The sequence below is a fragment of the Paenibacillus cellulosilyticus genome (genome assembly GCF_003182255.1).
Lineage (GTDB): Bacteria > Bacillota > Bacilli > Paenibacillales > Paenibacillaceae > Paenibacillus_T > Paenibacillus_T cellulosilyticus.
Genome location: NZ_QGTQ01000009.1, coordinates 1 through 16204, shown reverse-complemented (window position 1 = coordinate 16204; position 16204 = coordinate 1). Strand labels below are relative to the sequence as shown.

Here is a 16204-nt window from a genome sequence, read left to right as displayed (position 1 = left end):
ATGATAGAGTCACGTGGCGAAAAGTTATTTAAAATAATCAACGCTGGTTTGCTTGCGGTTTTCTCCATGCTGTCGTTGTATCCTTTCCTCTATGTTGTGTCTGCATCCGTCAGTCTGCCGCATAACGTCGTGACGGGAAAAGTGCTTCTATGGCCGAAAGGATTTACTTTCGATTCCTACAAGGAAGTTCTGGGGAACAGCGATATATGGATGGCTTACTCTAATACCATTTTCTACACGGTAGTCGGAACAGCGATATCGATGTGTTTTACCATATGCGGCGCTTACGCATTATCTAAGAAGCGGCTTAGAGGGAGAACGTGGATTACGATTTTCGTAACATTAACCCTATGGTTCGATGCAGGGATGATTCCGTTCTATCTGTTGCTCAGAGACTTGGATTTGCTGAACTCGCGTATGGGCATCGTTATTGCATTCGCCTGTAATGCCTTTAATGTGATTTTGCTTAGGACCAGCTTTGAAGCGCTTCCGGATGAACTGGAAGAATCGGTGAAGGTGGATGGGGGCAATGACTTGCAGGTACTGTTGAAAGTATATCTGCCTCTCATCAAGCCTGGGCTTGCGACAGTTGGTTTGTTTTATGCGATTGAGCGCTGGAATGGTTATTTCTGGTCGATGATTATGCTGACCGATATGGACAAAATTCCGCTGCAGGTATTATTGAAGAAAATGATCGTAGAAAACGATATTCAGTCTGAGTATGCTGCCGCCTTAAACTTTTCTTCCACGTTGTCGGCAGAAACAGTAACATATGCAACGATAGTCGTTTCGATCCTTCCAGTCGTTATTGTCTATCCTTATATTCAGAAGTACTTTATTAAAGGCATGTTGGTCGGAGCAGTAAAAGGGTAATTCAATCCTAATGATGGAGTGATAGATCATGAAAACGACAATGCACGTTCTATTGCTGGCGACAATGTTGACTGCAACGGGAGTTATGGCAGGATGTTCTTCCAACAACAATGAGTCTGAATCCTTACAGGTTGCGGGATCAGAGAAGCAGCAGAACGCAGACGAAGCCTCAAGCGCCTCAACAAATGACAGCGGCAGTTCGTATTTGGCATCGGACAAGCCACTGAAGCTGACTGTCCACATGGGGACGAAGGACTCGGGCGTATTTAAAAACGATTGGCCGATCTTCGTGAAGGCGGCAGCATTGACCAATATTACGTTGGAGGGGACGCTGCCGTCTACCGTTACAGATTTCACTGAAACGTTCAATACGGTCATGGCTTCGAATAATTTGCCGGACATTATGGAAGCTTTGGATACCAACTTTTTAAAATACGGCAAGGAAGGCGCGTATTTGAAGCTTAACGATCTGATTGACCAATATGCTCCGCACTTGAAAAAGTTTTTGGATGACAATCCGGATGTACGCAGCGCTTCATCCGATAAGGAAGGGAATATTTGGTTCATTCCGTTTATTCAGGATGGATTAACGCAGAAGGGCTGGTTCATACGCGAGGATTGGCTAAGTAAACTTGGCCTGCAAGAACCTAAGACGGTAGAGGAATTGCATAACGTCCTGACAGCCTTCGTTACGAAGGATCCAAACGGTAACGGTCAGAAGGACGAGGTAGGATATTTCTCCCGCGATACGAATAAAGGCTTGGAGGGACTTCTGGCGCTCTGGAACGCTTACCTTGGCTACAGAGTCTTTGACGACAAAGTCATATACGGTCCGCTTCAGTCGGAATTTGGCACCGCTTTGGAGAACATGGCCAAATGGTACAAAGAAGGTTTGATCGATAAAGAGATTTTCACTCGGGGAGTAAAGGCAAGAGACATCCTTCTTGCAGAAAACACGGGAGGGCTTACGCACGATTACTTCGCTTCGACCGGCAATTATAACGACCAGCTTGCCAGCAAGATTCAGGGCTTCCAGTTCAACCCGATGCTTCCGCCGGCAGACGTGAATGGAGTCGTTAAAGAGCCGACCAGACGTCCTCGCGCGACCAACCACGGCTGGGGTATTTCGTACAGCAATCCGGATCCGGTAGCGACGATTAAATATTTCGATTTCTGGTTTACTGAGGAAGGCAGACGTATGGCGAACTTCGGCATTGAAGGCGACACGTATACGATGGTCGATGGCAAACCGATCTTTTCGGATAAAGTGATGAAATCCGACATGGCTCCGGTCGAAATGATTCGCGCGACGGGAGCTCAATCGGAATTCGGCTTCCAACAAGACTATTCTTATGAAGAACAGTGGACGACTCCCGTTACAGTGGAAGGCATTAAGAAATATACGGATAACAACGTGTTTATGGACCTTTACCCTACTTTGAAGTTTACTGACGAGGAGCAAAAGGAAATAGAAAAAGTTGCCGTGAAAGTGGAAACCTATGTTACGGAAACCATGCAGAAATGGCTTCTTGGAGGGGAGTCGGTGAATGACGAAGCATTCGTAAAGGAATTGAAAAGAATGGGTGCCGATCATTTAGTTGAAATTAATCAGGCCGCATACGACCGTTATAAAGCTGAACTCAAATAACTAACAAATACGAGATAAGGTTGCAGATTAACGCACATAAAGCGACTGCAGCCTTATTTGGTATAAAGGGGATGACAACATGGGCTTGGAGGTTATTTTAAAGGAGCCGATCACGACAGGTGAACTACTGGCAAATCTTCGTTCCCGGCTGGAGCCTATGCAACGCAAGGGGCAATACATTGCCGAACATATGCCAGAACTCGTGCGAGAGACTGTCGATAAAGCGGCGCTTGCTTATCTAGGAATGCTGAAGCTTCCCGGTACGGGCGGTGTTCATGAACATGTAGGCAATCCGCCTTGCTGGCTCGAACGCAGGCATAATGACAATGAGTTTTTATGGCAATTGAACCGGATGACGCATTGGCAGGATATGTTGGAAGCCTATTCAATAACGAAGGAGGAACAATACGGTCGCAAAGTGTTGGAAGAAATGCAGGATTGGATCGATAAGGTCGACATTCATGACGATATGATCCATTATTCCGTCGACTTCTTTACAGGATGCCATCCGTTGCGAGCCCTTGAGATCGGAATCCGGAGCTATAAAACCTGGCCGCTCGTGTTGGAGCATCTGGGACCAACTGAGATGTTCACGGAACAAATAGTTGAAAAGTATGTCTGGGCCGTCTATAAGCAAGTGAAAATTCTACGACAAGTATCGCCGATTTTATGGCCTAACGCCGATCATAATCATTATCTGATGGAATGCTTGGGCATTTTGACGACGGCGCTTTATTTTCCGGAGCTGAAAGATGCGGAGGAATGGAAAGCTTTTGCCATTAATGGGATCGAACGATGCGCTGAAGCGCAGTTGACTGAAGACGGTGGGCAAATTGAAGGCTGTCCTTCCTATCATAATGGCTGTATGTTCTGGTTTGGCCTTGCCGTCGTATTGGCTAAGAGGTTCGGGTTCAGCTATTCAGACCGTTATATGGCCTTGTTCAGAACGAATCTGGACTATTCCATTTACTCGATGCGTCCGACGGGCAAATGCGTTCCGGTGGGAGATTCCCATGCGAACTATGAGGCCGTTATGGCAGGCGTTTACGGTTATTTAGCGCTGGGGGATTTATCGTGGACCGAGATGGCGGCCAATTGGATCGACAACCAATGGGTGAAGCAGGAAGCGAATAAACATATTTGGCGGGCTTTGGATGTAGAGGATTTCCATCGCCGTTTCGAATCGGTTCGACGCAATCGCAACGAATGCAATAAGCTGAAGACGACATTTTGGAATCGGACGCTTCAGCAGGCGATTATTCGGAGCGGATGGGACAAAGAGGCGTTCAGCCTCTTATTTACTTGTCGAAGCCCCGTACAGAACTTCCATGGTCATATCGATCTGATGAGCTTTGACTTCACGGCTTTTGGTAGAACGATGGTAGGCGATCCGGGCATTTTCTGTTATCGGGAAGATGAGGATCGCCGGCAATTTAAAAGCGCGAACTATCATTCCACTCTACTCGTAGACGAGCGGGACCATTTTGAATATCGAGGTTCGTTTGGGTATGGTCCGCAAAAGCCGGGTGAAATTTATAACGTTGAAGATCGAGGGTTCTATCAAGTCGGAAGCGCTTATCACCTGAATTATGAGCCGATCGTTCATCACCGTCATATTGCGCTGGTCGACAACCGGCTGGTTATTGTTGTCGACCGTGTTACCGGGCTGAGCGGCGAGAGTGTTCAGCGTTATTTTCATCTGGATTATACAGATGTTCAATTGTTGCAGGGATACGAAGCGATAATTGCAAAAAGCGATATTGCTAATGTGGCTTTATTTACGAGCCCTTATGAAGAAGCGGATCTTCTGTCAGGCAGAATGTCCGACGTTAACGACGTGGCAAGGCCGTCCACTAGAGTCCGGTTTAAGGGAACGCATGAAGGTACGACCGTCTTTTTAACGATTCTCGTTCCTTATAAAGGAGATCAGATTCCGAAGGTCGAGGTGCAGCCCCGAGATGGCGAAAGCTTTATTGTTACAAGCGGCAGCGACCGGTATGAAGTCAAGGTTATGGAACGAGATCTATCCATTCTCAAATAAGGATGAGAGAGCAAGTGAACATGCATATAAGAGCGAAGAATGAATTAGATGCTTTTATCGGTATAGATTTGGGGGGCACTAAGATCTCTGCCGTTCTGTTGGATCGAGGAGGGCATATTGTGAGGCGCAATGAACGCCCGACTTATGCTGAAAGAGGGGTCGATGCCGTCATACGGCAAATTACGGATGGGATCGATTCATTGTTCTCTGGCAACGGTCCAAGCTTCCATCCTTCTATCATGGGCATCGGTGTAGCCACCGCCGGGGTGCTCGATTCTGCTAATGGCATAGTTAAGTTTGCAGCAAACCTGAGATGGAAGGAGGTCGCACTTGGCCCATTCCTGTCAGCGAGGTATAGATGTCCGGTTCGCCTGTATAATGATGCCAATGCGGCCGCGTTTGGAGAATGGCAGATGGGAGCTGGCATAGGCACTGATAACTGCCTCTATGTGACCGTCTCAACCGGTATTGGCTGCGGCATCATTAGCGGAGGTAGGTTAATTACTGGCGTAGAAGATAGTGCTGGCGAGCTAGGCCACATCTCGATCGATTCTAATGGTCCACGCTGCTCCTGTGGTAACTATGGTTGTTTGGAACGGTACTGTTCTGGCACGGCTATCGCGCGTATTGCCTCTGAACAGGTTCGGCTGATGAAGGTGGATGCAGCGCTTATAAGCAAGCTAGCCGGAAACGATCCCGAGGCTGTAACGGCACTTACCGTGGCCAAAGCGGCAGAACTTCAGGACCCATTGGCGCTGCGTTTGTTAAGGGAAGCCGGAACTGCACTTGGTATAGGAATCGTCAGCGTCATTCATCTTTTAAATCCAGAGGTCGTAATTATTGGTGGAGGAGCTGCTAATATCGGTGAGCCGCTCCTCGAGCCTATGAGAGCGGTTGTCCGGGAACGCGGCATATCTTCCATGACAGCTAACGTAAAAATGGTTTGGTCGGCTCTTGGGAAAGACGCAGGCATGATTGGAGCAGCAGCTCTAATAATGGGAGAGTAACCAAGCTTGGGAGGAACTAAAATTAGCGGAACCGCAACCCAAGCCTGCTTCGCCTGCTGAGATGAGTAATTTTTCCGAAGCGGCCGGAGTGGGCAGTCCGCCGAACGCCATAAGGTAAGCTGGAAGAGATGCTTATTGACTTTTTTCTACAAGTCAGCGATTATTGGGAAATGCAACGGTGGTAGCGAATTGGTCACCAGGTGGATCATTTATTCGATAGACACCATATCAGCTTTCGCTTCTGCCGCTACATAAGTCGGATGTCGTGTGTCAGACAGAATAGGGAGGGAATGTTTTACAATGGAAGCTGCAAATCAAGCTGCGATGAGTGCAGAAGGGCCGGATTTGAGCAAAATCAAACGCGCCCCGATTGTTATTGCGCTGATCATCGGCGCATTCGTTGCAATTTTGAACGAAACGCTGCTCGGTAATGCTTTTCCGGATTTGATTAAGGCGTTAAATGTAACAGCATCTACAATTCAATGGTTATCAACTGCCTACATGCTGGTAGTTGGCGTGCTCGTGCCGGTGACGGCGATTTTGCAAGAATGGTTCACAACACGGCAAATGTTTATTGGTGCGATGACATTTTTCTTGATAGGTACGATTATTGCGGCGTTTGCACCGGGGTTTGAAGTGCTGCTGGTAGGGCGTGTCGTGCAAGCTCTTGGTACCGGATTGATGCTGCCGGTTATGATGAACACGATTCTAGCGATTTTCCCGCCTGAGAAGCGCGGTGGAGCGATGGGACTAATTGGTCTTGTCATCATGGTCGCACCGGCAATCGGACCGACGGTATCAGGGCTCATTCTCGATTCGCTTGAATGGCGCTGGTTGTTCTACTTGGTCATTCCGCTTGCGGTGTTCTCGATCATTTTTGCTTCTATTTATATGAAGAACGTATCGACGATTACGAAGCCGAAGGTGGATATTCTGTCGATCATTCTCTCGACGATTGGTTTCGGTGGCGTCGTGTACGGATTCAGTAAGTCCGGTGACCTGGGCTGGAGCGATCCGGAGGTGTATTGGATGGTTACGGCAGGTGTCCTCGGTATTCTGTTATTTGCTGTACGTCAGCTGACGCTCAAAAGTCCTGTCATGGATATGCGTGCGTTTAAGTTTCCGATGTTCTCTCTCGTTACGGTGCTCATGCTCGTGATGATGATGACGTTGTTCTCAACGTTGACATTGCTGCCGATGTATTTGCAAGGTCCGCTCATGCTGACGGCTTTCGCTTCGGGTCTTCTTATGCTGCCGGGCGGTCTTGTTAACGGGTTGATGGCGCCGGTGGCTGGCATATTGTTCGACAAGCTCGGTCCACGTGTACTCGTTATTCCGGGACTTGCGATTGTGGTCGTTGCGATCTACTTGTTCACTGGTATTGATATGGATACGACGAAAGGTTACCTCATCATGGTGCATATCATTATGATGATCGGTATTTCACTCGTGATGATGCCTGCTCAGACGACGGCGTTGAACCAACTGCCGCGTGCGCTGTATCCACACGGAACAGCGATTATGAACACGCTTCAGCAAGTTGCAGGCGCAATTGGCGTGGCGCTGTTCATCAGCATCATGTCCAACGGCTCGAAGGATTACCTCGCGAAGTCGAGCAACCCGACCGATCCGCTTGAATCGTTAAAAGGCATGGTTGAGGGCTTGCACAATGCTTTCTGGGTAGGCCTGTGCATGGGTGTTCTCGCGCTCGTGATCGGTCTGTTCATTCGCCGTACGAAGCCGCCTGAAGGTGAAGAACCACGTCAAGGCATGGGACATTAAGTTCGTTTAAAATCATGTGCACAATTAGCGAATGAATGATAAAAAAGGGATTGTCCTTGCAAGATCGCGCCTCGTGTGGTCTTACAGGGTCAATCCCTTTGCTTTATGCGTGTGTCATTCCGATTGAGCGTTATGCAATGTTACTTTAAACGATACTCGACCTATTCCTCAAACGATGGAAAAGTTATTGTTAGCTTAGATTAGATTAGATCAGATCAGATGCGCGCGTGATGAAATCAAGATGACAGGTTCAAAGGAGCAATGGGCCATCCGACTGACGGATGGCCTTTAAGCATATCCAAGTCGCTGCTTAATTCGATAGCAAGAACGCCAACACAGTGCGGAGGAATTGGTCTGGGTACTCGATATTCGGCAGGTGAACGGACGGCATCAAGACGAGTGACGCGTTCGGGACCGTGTCGGCAATCAGCTCGCCATGGCTGGGAAGGGTTACGGTATCATATTGGCCAGCAATGACTAACGTTGGGCTATCGATGAGGGAAACCGTCCGGCGCATATCCATGTCACGGATAGCCGCCCAGCTTCCTGCGATTCCTTGGGGACGAGTAAATAACACCATCTGTCTGAAGGAGTCCACTAGTGCATTCTCAGACTCTAGCATATGCGGAGGAAACCAGTTTTTGATGAATGTATCGGCGACTTGGGGAAGGTTATCTGGCTGCAGCACAGAGGTAATTTGGCCTTGCCATTGTTCATAGGGTCCCAGGTAGGAGGAGGTATTGCTTAATACCAGCCGATCGACTCGCTCGGGCGCGTAGATGCCAAGCCATTGGCCGACAACACCACCTAACGATAAACCGAGAAAATGCACCTGTTCAATGTGAAGCACATCTAGTAATTCGATGACATCTCGTCCCAGTCTGTCGAACGAATAAGGGCCATCCGGCGTATCTGAGCCGCCATGTCCTCGGTAGTCGTAACGAAGCACGCGGAAATGCTTGGAGAATTCAGCGATTTGGCCGTCCCACATGTTCATCGTAGTGGCAATGGAGTTTGCGAGCATTAATATAGGCTTGTCGGATGATCCATCGATTCGATAAACAATCCGAACGCCATCAATTGTCGTGAAACTGTTTAACCCATCAATTTCTCTTGTTTTGTTTAACGTCGTCATCGTATCGACTCCCTTACTGGTTATAGTGGAATTTTATTCAATTTGGCTTACAATCTAAATAGGATTATGAAGAAGGATCGGGTCTGGAAACTTAATTCTATCGTCGTTTATGGAACCTAACTTTAAAAAATGAGGTGCGCTGATGATGGATCAGATAGACAATCAGATCTTGTCAATTATGCATGAGAATGCCCGCATTACGGTTTCTGAGATGAGCCGAACCATTGCGATGTCACAGCCGGCCGTCACGGAACGGCTCCGCAAGCTGGAGGAACAAGGCGTTATTAAGGGCTATAGGGCCGTGCTTTCACCATCTAAACTAGGCAAGTATACAACTGCGTTTGTTCTGTTTAAATCGAATAACTGTAAGGAATTCGAAGCGTTTGGTGAATCGGCGCCGGAGATCATTGATTTCTACCGAACAAGCGGGGAGTATAACTATTTATTAAAGGTTGTAACCGCAACAAGCGAGACTTTGGAAACCTTTCTGGAACGCTGCAACACCTTCGGCTTCTCCTCAACGCTAGTTGTACTGTCTACGCGATTCGAAGATAAGAGCCTTGTCACGGATGTATGAATAAACGAGTGAATAAGAATAGGCCATCCCCCAAAGGATGGCCATATCACTTCCTATTACTCCACGAGCTGCCCATTAACCGCAATCCGGTTAGTGCCGTTAGATTTGGCGAGATACATCGATTGATCGGCCTCGCGAATAAGATCGAGCTCCGTCTTGTCCACTGCCCATAATGTACAGCCGACGCTGGTGGACATTGGCAGTTGCAGCTCCTTAATCTGCATGGGCGACTCTAGCTGCGCGGTCAATCGTTTGGCAACCTGTATCAAGCCGTCGCAGCCGTTCTGCAGCCATGCCGCCACCACGAACTCATCGCCGCCTACGCGTGCGATTAGATCGGATTCACGAACCGCTTTCTTGATGCGATTCGCGAATTCTACAAGCACAAGATCACCGACCTCATGTCCGTACGTATCATTGCATTGCTTGAATTTATTCAAATCGAGGTAGAACACACCGAATAAGCCTTCTTCTCGGCTAGCCCGATTCATCCAGCCTTTGATACGTTCGCTGAAGCCTCGACGATTCAGCAATCCTGTCAGAATGTCGCGTTCTGTCAGCTGAATAAGCTCGCTCTCTAGTTCTTTACGTCTTTCAATTTCGGCTCGCAATTGGACCAATAATTGCTCGTAATCGTTCAGAATCCGAATTTTGTCGTCGTAGTTAATTTGCTTGCCAAGCTCCGAGCCCAAGGCGAGCGATAACAATTGCAGCGTCTCGATATCGCGGTTGGAGAAAGCATTTGGGCGGCCAGAGATGACCTTCAGCACGCCGACGGCGTTGCTAGATTCGAATAGAGGAACGCAGACCATGCTCCGCGCACCGACTTTCAAAGTCGCTGCTTTGTCGACACGATCGTCCTGCTGAGTATCCTGCGAATACAGGATTTCCTTCTCCGTTACGCACAAACCCGACAAGCTGCCGTTCTTCTTGATTCGAATGCCAAGATGAGGCTGCAAGGTGCCGCTGACAGCGGCATACACCATTTCATCGCCCGCCAGCATCTCGATGGTAGAACCGTCGGCATCGGTTAATTGGCACATCCGATCGCAGATCGTCTGCATAAACTGCTTCAAATCAAAGTTAGATAACAACATCTGCTGCTGAACTTCCATTATGACTTTAAGGTGACGGTTCTTCTCAGACACTATCCCAATTCCTCCATGCTCCGCATCGTAATCTGTCAGTCATCATTAGGTAACATGCTAGCATGTTTGATTAGGTTTGTCAGCAGAGCTCCGAACTTAGGAGAAATAGAGGGACGTTGTATCTCTTGTGTCTGATATTTGAAGGAAACATTAGTTTGCAGGTCTGTCGATTCTGCTTTAAGTCGTTCGTCGTTAAAATAGAGGCAAAAATGATGTTTCAATCCTTCATTAAAGGAGACATGTACAATGAAATTCTTATGTTTAGGTTACTTGGATGCTGAAAAAATGGATGCCCGCCCTAAGGACGAGATTGAAGCAATCATGCAAGAATGTCCGCCTCACCTAGAGAACTTCTATAACAGCGGCCAAGTCCATATCGATGCCGGTCTTTCCTCCGAAACGAAATGCTTACGGAAGGCGCATGGCAAGGTGAAGGTGACGGATGGTCCTTTTATCGAAACGAAGGAAATGATCGGCAGCGCTTTTTTAATAGAAGCACAGGACATGGAGGAAGCAATACGAATAGCTTCTTTGCATCCGGCCGTCCAGGTTGGTGCAGGCGAGCAGTTTGGATGGGGGATTGAGATTCGCCCGATTCACTACTTTAAAGAGGGATAACTGCGTTATCCTTTGCGACGTCCTAAAAACTCGTGTTGGTAAATCGCATGGACCCTTTCCAAAACATGCCGTGCTTGATCTTTAAATTTCAATTGTGCAGCTTGACCTTTCAGCAAAAACACGCCGGTTTCATTCCGGTGTTGCCCGAGGGCACCTTCATACAGCCTGTTGGCGCCGTGGGTTGGCGGAGAAAAGAAAAGTCTCATCAACAGGGCAACCACTAGGGGAAGTCCAGTTTTCTTCCCTTTTCTTAACGTATTGTTGCTGCCCGGGTCAACGCTGCGGATCTTGATATCATCTTTGGCAAGCTGCGGCGCAATAGCCTGGGTCCACAGCGAGAGCGCTAGCTTGGAGGTGGCATAAGGACCAAGCAGCTTGCGGAAGACTTTGGGACGCTCCAGGTTTTCAATCGTAAACTCTTTCGTAAATTTCAGAGCTGATGATGAGGTATTGATCACCGTTTTTAAGCGACCACTTTTGATGAGTTCCTTCAATTCCATCAGGATGATATACGGAACGATCGTCATCAGCTCATAATGGTACTCGCGTCCTTGTTTCGAATAGCTCAGCTCGGACAAAGATCCGCCGGCGTTGTTGAACAAAATATCGATCCGCTGCTCCTTGCTTTTGATTTCTTCTAGGGTCCGTTTCAAGCTGGCATAATCGGCAAGATCATCCGTTTTATAAATGCGGAGCCATCCTCTCATGATTGCTTCTTGGATTCGCTTATCGTCTGACGGAAAGTCGGAACGGTTCAGCGCAATCACTTGCCAGTCCTCCGACAGCAATTTATGGGTTAATGCCAACCCGATCCCTGCGTTTGCGCCCGTAATCGCGGCGATATTTTCACGTTGTTCCATATTCATTGTATGTTTCCTCCAATAGCTAGATATCTCTCCTGTTCACGCTCACTCTATAACTTGGAGTCGACTTCAAGTCAAGCCCGAAAAAACGAAGTTCTGCCCAACAGGATAAGCAACTTGACTTGGAGCCAACACCAAGATGTATAATGCTCAAAAAAAGCTTCTGGGAGGGAATAAGATGAAGGAAGAACACACATTTACGATAAAGCAAACCGCTAAGAAAACTAACATATCGGAAGATACGATTCGTTATTATGAGAAGATCGCGCTGCTTCCTCGGGCTGAACGGAAGGATAACGGGCACCGCATCTACCGGCAGGAGGACATCGATACGATCCTGCTAATATCTTGTCTCAAAAAAACGGGGATGCCGCTGGATGAAATGCGGCCATTTTTGACGGTGTCTACGGATGCCGATCCCGCAGAATATCCCGAGCTGGTGGAACTCTTAAAGAGTCACCGAGAAAATATCGTCAGCCAAATCGCCTCTCTGCAGCAGGTTGTCGATTTCATCGACGTGAAATTAGAAAAGGGGAAGTATCGGCGGGACTGCTCGGAGGAAATTGAGGACGGCTTGTCCGACAACAGGAAGGAAGAACCCGAACCAAAGCCGCTCTCAACTAGTCAGAGAAGTTATTTTCCCGTGTCGGCTGGAACGGATAAGTGACCGACTCCCGAACGGGAAGTTGAAATTTTATCAGCGATTGCAGATGGCATGTCAAACAAAGAGATTGCCGATCGGTTCGGCATCGCGGAGACGACGGTTAAGACGCATTCATCCCGAATTATCGGCAAGCTTGGTGTCAAACGGCGTGGTCAGGCTGTTGTCCGTGCCAGAGAGCTGCATTTGATAGAATAAAAGTGAGAAGGGCACCCGTGACGGGTGCCCTTCGTTTGTTCTCTATAGTAGCGGCTTACTTAAACCAGCCCTTATCCTTAAAATGCTTGATCGCCTCGACGCGGTTGCCGACGCCAAGCTTGTTGAGAATAACGGAGATGTAATTGCGGATGGTGCCGGGCGTAATGTACAATTCCTCCGAAATTTCCTTCGTACTTTTGCCGTCCGCAATAAGCGTCAGCACGGCTTTCTCTCGCTCGGTAAGCGGGTTCTCCTCGCCATACGCCTCATCCATTAATTCTGGAGCGAAAAGACGCCGACCACGCACGATCGTACGAACCGAATCCGCGAGCTCCTCGCTTGGACTGTCTTTGAGCAAATAGCCGTGCACGCCAGCCTTGATCGCTCGCTCGAAATAACCCGCACGGGCAAATGTCGTAAGGATGACAACCTTGCAATTCAGCGACAGGGCGGACAGCTCCTCGGCAGCTTCCAAGCCTGTCTTGAGCGGCATCTCGATATCGAGGATGCATACGTCCGGTTGATGAAGACGCGCCAGCTTGACGGCATCCTCGCCGTTGCTTGCTTTTGCGACGACCGTCATATCATCTTCCAGATCCAGCAACGCAGCGAGAGCGCCGAGAATCATTCGCTGGTCTTCTGCAATTACGATTCGAATCATCTTCAAGCCTTCTCTCTTGGTTGGGTATTAGGTATCGTCATGATAAGGGCAGTACCCGGACCTTCACCCAGCTCCAGGCTCCCATTAATGAATTCGAGTCGTTCCTTCATCCCAATAAGACCGCTGCCACTAGAATAGGTGGCTGGCTGTGACATTCCGATCCCGTTGTCCACGACTATGACGACCAATGCCAGGCGATCCGGTCGGATCGTGATTGTACAGATAGAAGCTCCGCTATGCTTCACGAGGTTCGTAACGGCTTCCTTCAAACACATGCAGAGCACGTTCTCGTTCATCAGTGACAGGTTCTTCGGTTCAAGATCACCTTCGACAATCAGCTCGATGCGTGCAGTTCGGAGCATTTGCTCGATACGGGCTATCTCTTCGGTCAGCCTCGCGCCGCGCATTTGCGTTACGATCTGACGGACTTCCTTCAGTGCATTTCTTGCCGTCTGACGGACTTCCTTCATCTCGACCATGGACTGCGCCGAGTCTTTGTTCATCAGCTTAAGGGCCAAATCGCTCTTCAATCCAATCAGCGAAAGCTTCTGACCGAGCGTATCGTGCAGATCCCTTGCGATACGTTGGCGCTCTTCCAGCTTAACTAATTCCGATATCCGTTTGTTCGCGTCGTTCAGCTGACCCTGCAGCTGCTCGTTCTTATTGCGATTATAGTTAGAGATGGGGAGCAGGATGACCATAATCAAGCAAATCATGACGAAAGGCAATTGGCTGATAACGACCGGATTTTTGACGATGATGGCATAGTCAATAATGATGATCGTTATGGTAAGGTGAATCACGTACAGCGTAATGAAGCCCTTCTTACTGACGATGTTCCCGATGACGAAGGTAAGCAGCAGCGAGAAATATACGAATCCGAACAAGACGGTCATCGCAATAGAGATAGCAATTTGAACGCCCGACCAGACATAGACCTTCCACCCTTTAGTAACAAAGACGAGCACATAAGACACGAAGAATAGGATGATTAGTCCTATTCCCACTGCCGTATGAGCTCTAGTCGAGGTGCGGAAAATATAATAGAAGGGCAGAATGAACAGGATCACCCATATAAAAGGATTAAGCCCAGTTGTCTTGTACAAATTTGAACGCCACTTTAACATGCTGTTCCACCTTTTGGGACTCAACCTGTACGACCGATCCGAGCCTCCTCGTTAAGCGGCAGCTTCGGCTTCGCAGCCAGCTTCCTTCTTGCATCGCTTAGCTCGCGGAAGCCGATAAACGTCTTCGCGTCCTCGTCCCATAACCGGAATCGCAGCGACTGCAGGCTGGTGCGAATATTGATCGTTGCAGCCTTCTGAAGCGGAGGAATTGCCAGATGAGTCTTCTCTAAATTGTAATTCGGCACCTTCGGGTTCAGGTGATGGACGTGATGGAAGCCGATATTGCCCGTAATCCATTGCAGCAGCCGAGGCAATTGATAATAAGAGCTTCCTTCGACGGCAGCCTTTACATAGCTCCACTCATCGTCATTCTCGAAGTACGAGTCCTCGAATTGATGCTGAACATAGAATAACCAAATCCCCATCATTCCTGCAACCCATAGAATCGGAACTTGTACAAGAAGCACGCTTTTCCACCCTAACAACGCGCATAATCCTGCATAGAGGGCCACAATCGCTACATTCGTCATATACGTATTAAGCTTCTCGCGGCGCTTCGCTCCTGGGCGGTTCTTGCGGTAGGTAACAAGAAAGACGAGCAGAGGACCCAGCAGCAGGAATACTAGCGGATTCCGGTAAAGCCGATACGCCAGCTTGGTCCGCGCCGGGGAAGCGATATATTCCTCCACGGTTAAGATCCACATATCGCCGACACCCCGTTTATCGAGGTTGCCGCTTGTCGCATGATGAATATTGTGAGCATTCTTCCATTGCTCGTAAGGAAAATGCGTCAGAATGCCGGTAATGTTCCCCAGCCAATCGTTTGCCTTACGGCTCTTGAAGAACGACTGATGACAGCAATCGTGAAAAATAATAAACGTTCGGATTAAAAAGCTCGCCGCGACGATCGCAATCGGCAGCGTAAGCCAATATGAGACGGACAAGCTTGCATAGGCCGCCGTCCACAGCAGTAGAAATGGCAGCAGCGTATTCGCCAGCTGGCGCAAGCTAGCTGAGATATTCGTTCGTGCATATGGAGCTGACTGCTTTTTCAATTCTGCAATGTTCATCGGATCCAAGGGGACTTCCTCCTAATTAAAGCTAGCTCGTTATTTGTCACTTCTAGTCATTATATATCTACATTATAAGGAGCGGTCTGTGGCTGCTCACAGTCATAAACGTCAAGACGAGAGTATGATAAATATCATGTATGGGGCTGAAAATTTTTCAACACTACGAAGTGGAAGAGGGGTTCTTTTACGGTAAAAACAACAGAATAACGCAAGGGGCTGTCCCAAAAGTAGGTCAGCTTACTTATAATTCAGCCCAATTTATTGAAAAAAGCAAGAAAAGACGGTTCAGGGTGGTCATTCCTGAACCGTCTTTTCTATTTTTCTATCGGCTGCCACCTTCTTGAGCAGATTATGGGCAAGCGAAAGCCACCCGACCTCAAGGTTTACTTTTTGCAAGCCTCGAAGCAGAAACCGCCGGAATCCTCGGTTATTTTTTATTTGCCCGAAAACACTCTCTGGCTCGATCATTCGCCTGACCGATAGCGCGTAGCCTTTCTCGCTTCGAAGCTTTTCCCGTACCTGCTCTTTGTAGCGCAGGTATTGGAAGCTAACGCTAATTTCTCGGTTTCCTTGAGCTTTCGTGCAATTCGCCTTGAGTGGACATCCTTCACAGCTTTCACTTCGATAGTGACGCCTTCTGATCTCATATCCACTTTCTGTCTTTTCTTTGCTTTCGTAGCGATACAACAATTGACGTCCAGCCGCACATGTCCATGTATCTTGAATTTCATCGTACTGCCAATTGTCTAACTTGCTAATGTCATTCTGCCAGCTTTTTGATTTTTCCTTGTG

General features: G+C 48.3%; 15 protein-coding genes and 1 pseudogene. 9 read left to right on the top strand and 7 right to left on the bottom strand.

The window, feature by feature from the left end; genetic code table 11:
- The 5 genes from DFQ01_RS13575 to DFQ01_RS13555 all read left to right on the top strand — a co-directional run bounded on the left by DFQ01_RS13575 (position 1) and on the right by DFQ01_RS13555 (position 7351).
- Entirely contained in the window at positions 1-873 is an 873-nt protein-coding gene (locus DFQ01_RS13575; protein WP_110044434.1) for a carbohydrate ABC transporter permease, read from the top strand.
- Between the two features lie 28 nt (positions 874-901).
- Positions 902-2521, top strand: coding sequence for a type 2 periplasmic-binding domain-containing protein (locus DFQ01_RS13570; RefSeq protein WP_110044433.1), 1620 nt, complete (start codon positions 902-904; stop codon positions 2519-2521).
- A gap of 79 nt (positions 2522-2600) precedes the next feature.
- Positions 2601-4562 carry a heparinase II/III family protein gene (locus DFQ01_RS13565; RefSeq protein ID WP_110044432.1) on the top strand — a complete coding sequence of 654 codons (1962 nt, stop codon included), beginning with the start codon at positions 2601-2603 and terminating at the stop codon, positions 4560-4562.
- A gap of 2 nt (positions 4563-4564) precedes the next feature.
- Positions 4565-5569 carry an ROK family protein gene (locus DFQ01_RS13560; RefSeq protein WP_110044431.1) on the top strand — a complete coding sequence of 335 codons (1005 nt, stop codon included), beginning with the start codon at positions 4565-4567 and terminating at the stop codon, positions 5567-5569.
- A 324-nt stretch (positions 5570-5893) separates the two neighbouring features.
- Complete coding sequence (locus tag DFQ01_RS13555; RefSeq protein WP_425452398.1) at positions 5894-7351, top strand: DHA2 family efflux MFS transporter permease subunit; 1458 nt, start codon at positions 5894-5896, stop codon at positions 7349-7351.
- Positions 7352-7661: 310 nt separating this feature from the next.
- Here DFQ01_RS13555 and DFQ01_RS13550 read toward each other — a convergent pair whose 3' ends face one another.
- Positions 7662-8486, bottom strand: coding sequence for an alpha/beta fold hydrolase (locus DFQ01_RS13550; RefSeq protein WP_110044429.1), 825 nt, complete (start codon positions 8484-8486; stop codon positions 7662-7664).
- Between the two features lie 145 nt (positions 8487-8631).
- Between DFQ01_RS13550 and DFQ01_RS13545 the strand changes: the two genes are divergently transcribed.
- A complete protein-coding gene (locus tag DFQ01_RS13545; protein ID WP_110044602.1) occupies positions 8632-9063 on the top strand; it encodes an Lrp/AsnC family transcriptional regulator in 432 nt (143 codons plus the stop codon).
- A 56-nt stretch (positions 9064-9119) separates the two neighbouring features.
- Here the strand turns inward: DFQ01_RS13545 and DFQ01_RS13540 are convergent, their stop codons facing one another.
- Positions 9120-10211, bottom strand: a complete 1092-nt coding sequence (locus DFQ01_RS13540; protein WP_245946670.1) for a sensor domain-containing diguanylate cyclase — start codon at positions 10209-10211, stop codon at positions 9120-9122.
- Positions 10212-10457: 246 nt separating this feature from the next.
- Here DFQ01_RS13540 and DFQ01_RS13535 point away from each other — a divergent pair, with 246 nt between their 5' ends.
- Complete coding sequence (locus DFQ01_RS13535; protein ID WP_110044428.1) at positions 10458-10829, top strand: YciI family protein; 372 nt, start codon at positions 10458-10460, stop codon at positions 10827-10829.
- A 5-nt stretch (positions 10830-10834) separates the two neighbouring features.
- On the opposite strand, the gene DFQ01_RS13530 is transcribed toward DFQ01_RS13535, so the two are convergent.
- Positions 10835-11695 carry an SDR family NAD(P)-dependent oxidoreductase gene (locus DFQ01_RS13530; protein ID WP_110044427.1) on the bottom strand — a complete coding sequence of 287 codons (861 nt, stop codon included), beginning with the start codon at positions 11693-11695 and terminating at the stop codon, positions 10835-10837.
- Between the two features lie 175 nt (positions 11696-11870).
- Here DFQ01_RS13530 and DFQ01_RS13525 point away from each other — a divergent pair, with 175 nt between their 5' ends.
- Positions 11871-12359, top strand: coding sequence for a MerR family transcriptional regulator (locus DFQ01_RS13525; RefSeq protein WP_110044600.1), 489 nt, complete (start codon positions 11871-11873; stop codon positions 12357-12359).
- A gap of 18 nt (positions 12360-12377) precedes the next feature.
- Positions 12378-12551: pseudogene (locus DFQ01_RS13520) on the top strand (response regulator transcription factor); the annotation flags it as partial.
- Between the two features lie 55 nt (positions 12552-12606).
- Here DFQ01_RS13520 and DFQ01_RS13515 read toward each other — a convergent pair.
- The 4 genes from DFQ01_RS13515 to DFQ01_RS13500 form a co-directional block, all read right to left on the bottom strand.
- Positions 12607-13212 (bottom strand): response regulator transcription factor, encoded by a 606-nt coding sequence (locus tag DFQ01_RS13515; RefSeq protein WP_110044425.1) that lies wholly within the window; start codon positions 13210-13212, stop codon positions 12607-12609.
- 2 nt (positions 13213-13214) lie between these two features.
- Positions 13215-14339: a sensor histidine kinase gene (locus DFQ01_RS13510; RefSeq protein ID WP_110044424.1), complete on the bottom strand. Its 1125-nt coding sequence runs from the start codon at positions 14337-14339 to the stop codon at positions 13215-13217.
- A 20-nt stretch (positions 14340-14359) separates the two neighbouring features.
- Positions 14360-15418, bottom strand: a complete 1059-nt coding sequence (desA, locus tag DFQ01_RS13505) for a Delta(5) desaturase DesA (RefSeq protein ID WP_425452393.1) — start codon at positions 15416-15418, stop codon at positions 14360-14362.
- A 288-nt stretch (positions 15419-15706) separates the two neighbouring features.
- Positions 15707-16204: transposase (locus DFQ01_RS13500; RefSeq protein WP_181394742.1), on the bottom strand; the 498-nt coding region annotated here is incomplete at its 5' end.

Bases quoted from the DNA above. Each gene is read 5' to 3' on its own strand.
- DFQ01_RS13575 (WP_110044434.1), top strand. From the start codon at position 1: ATGATAGAGTCACGTGGCGAAAAGTTATTTAAAATAATCAACGCTGGT.
- DFQ01_RS13570 (WP_110044433.1), top strand. From the start codon at position 902: ATGAAAACGACAATGCACGTTCTATTGCTGGCGACAATGTTGACTGCA.
- DFQ01_RS13565 (WP_110044432.1), top strand. From the start codon at position 2,601: ATGGGCTTGGAGGTTATTTTAAAGGAGCCGATCACGACAGGTGAACTA.
- DFQ01_RS13560 (WP_110044431.1), top strand. From the start codon at position 4,565: ATGAGAGAGCAAGTGAACATGCATATAAGAGCGAAGAATGAATTAGAT.
- DFQ01_RS13555 (WP_425452398.1), top strand. From the start codon at position 5,894: ATGAGTGCAGAAGGGCCGGATTTGAGCAAAATCAAACGCGCCCCGATT.
- DFQ01_RS13550 (WP_110044429.1), bottom strand. From the start codon at position 8,486: ATGACGACGTTAAACAAAACAAGAGAAATTGATGGGTTAAACAGTTTC.
- DFQ01_RS13545 (WP_110044602.1), top strand. From the start codon at position 8,632: ATGGATCAGATAGACAATCAGATCTTGTCAATTATGCATGAGAATGCC.
- DFQ01_RS13535 (WP_110044428.1), top strand. From the start codon at position 10,458: ATGAAATTCTTATGTTTAGGTTACTTGGATGCTGAAAAAATGGATGCC.
- DFQ01_RS13530 (WP_110044427.1), bottom strand. From the start codon at position 11,695: ATGAATATGGAACAACGTGAAAATATCGCCGCGATTACGGGCGCAAAC.
- DFQ01_RS13525 (WP_110044600.1), top strand. From the start codon at position 11,871: ATGAAGGAAGAACACACATTTACGATAAAGCAAACCGCTAAGAAAACT.
- DFQ01_RS13515 (WP_110044425.1), bottom strand. From the start codon at position 13,212: ATGATTCGAATCGTAATTGCAGAAGACCAGCGAATGATTCTCGGCGCT.
- DFQ01_RS13510 (WP_110044424.1), bottom strand. From the start codon at position 14,339: ATGTTAAAGTGGCGTTCAAATTTGTACAAGACAACTGGGCTTAATCCT.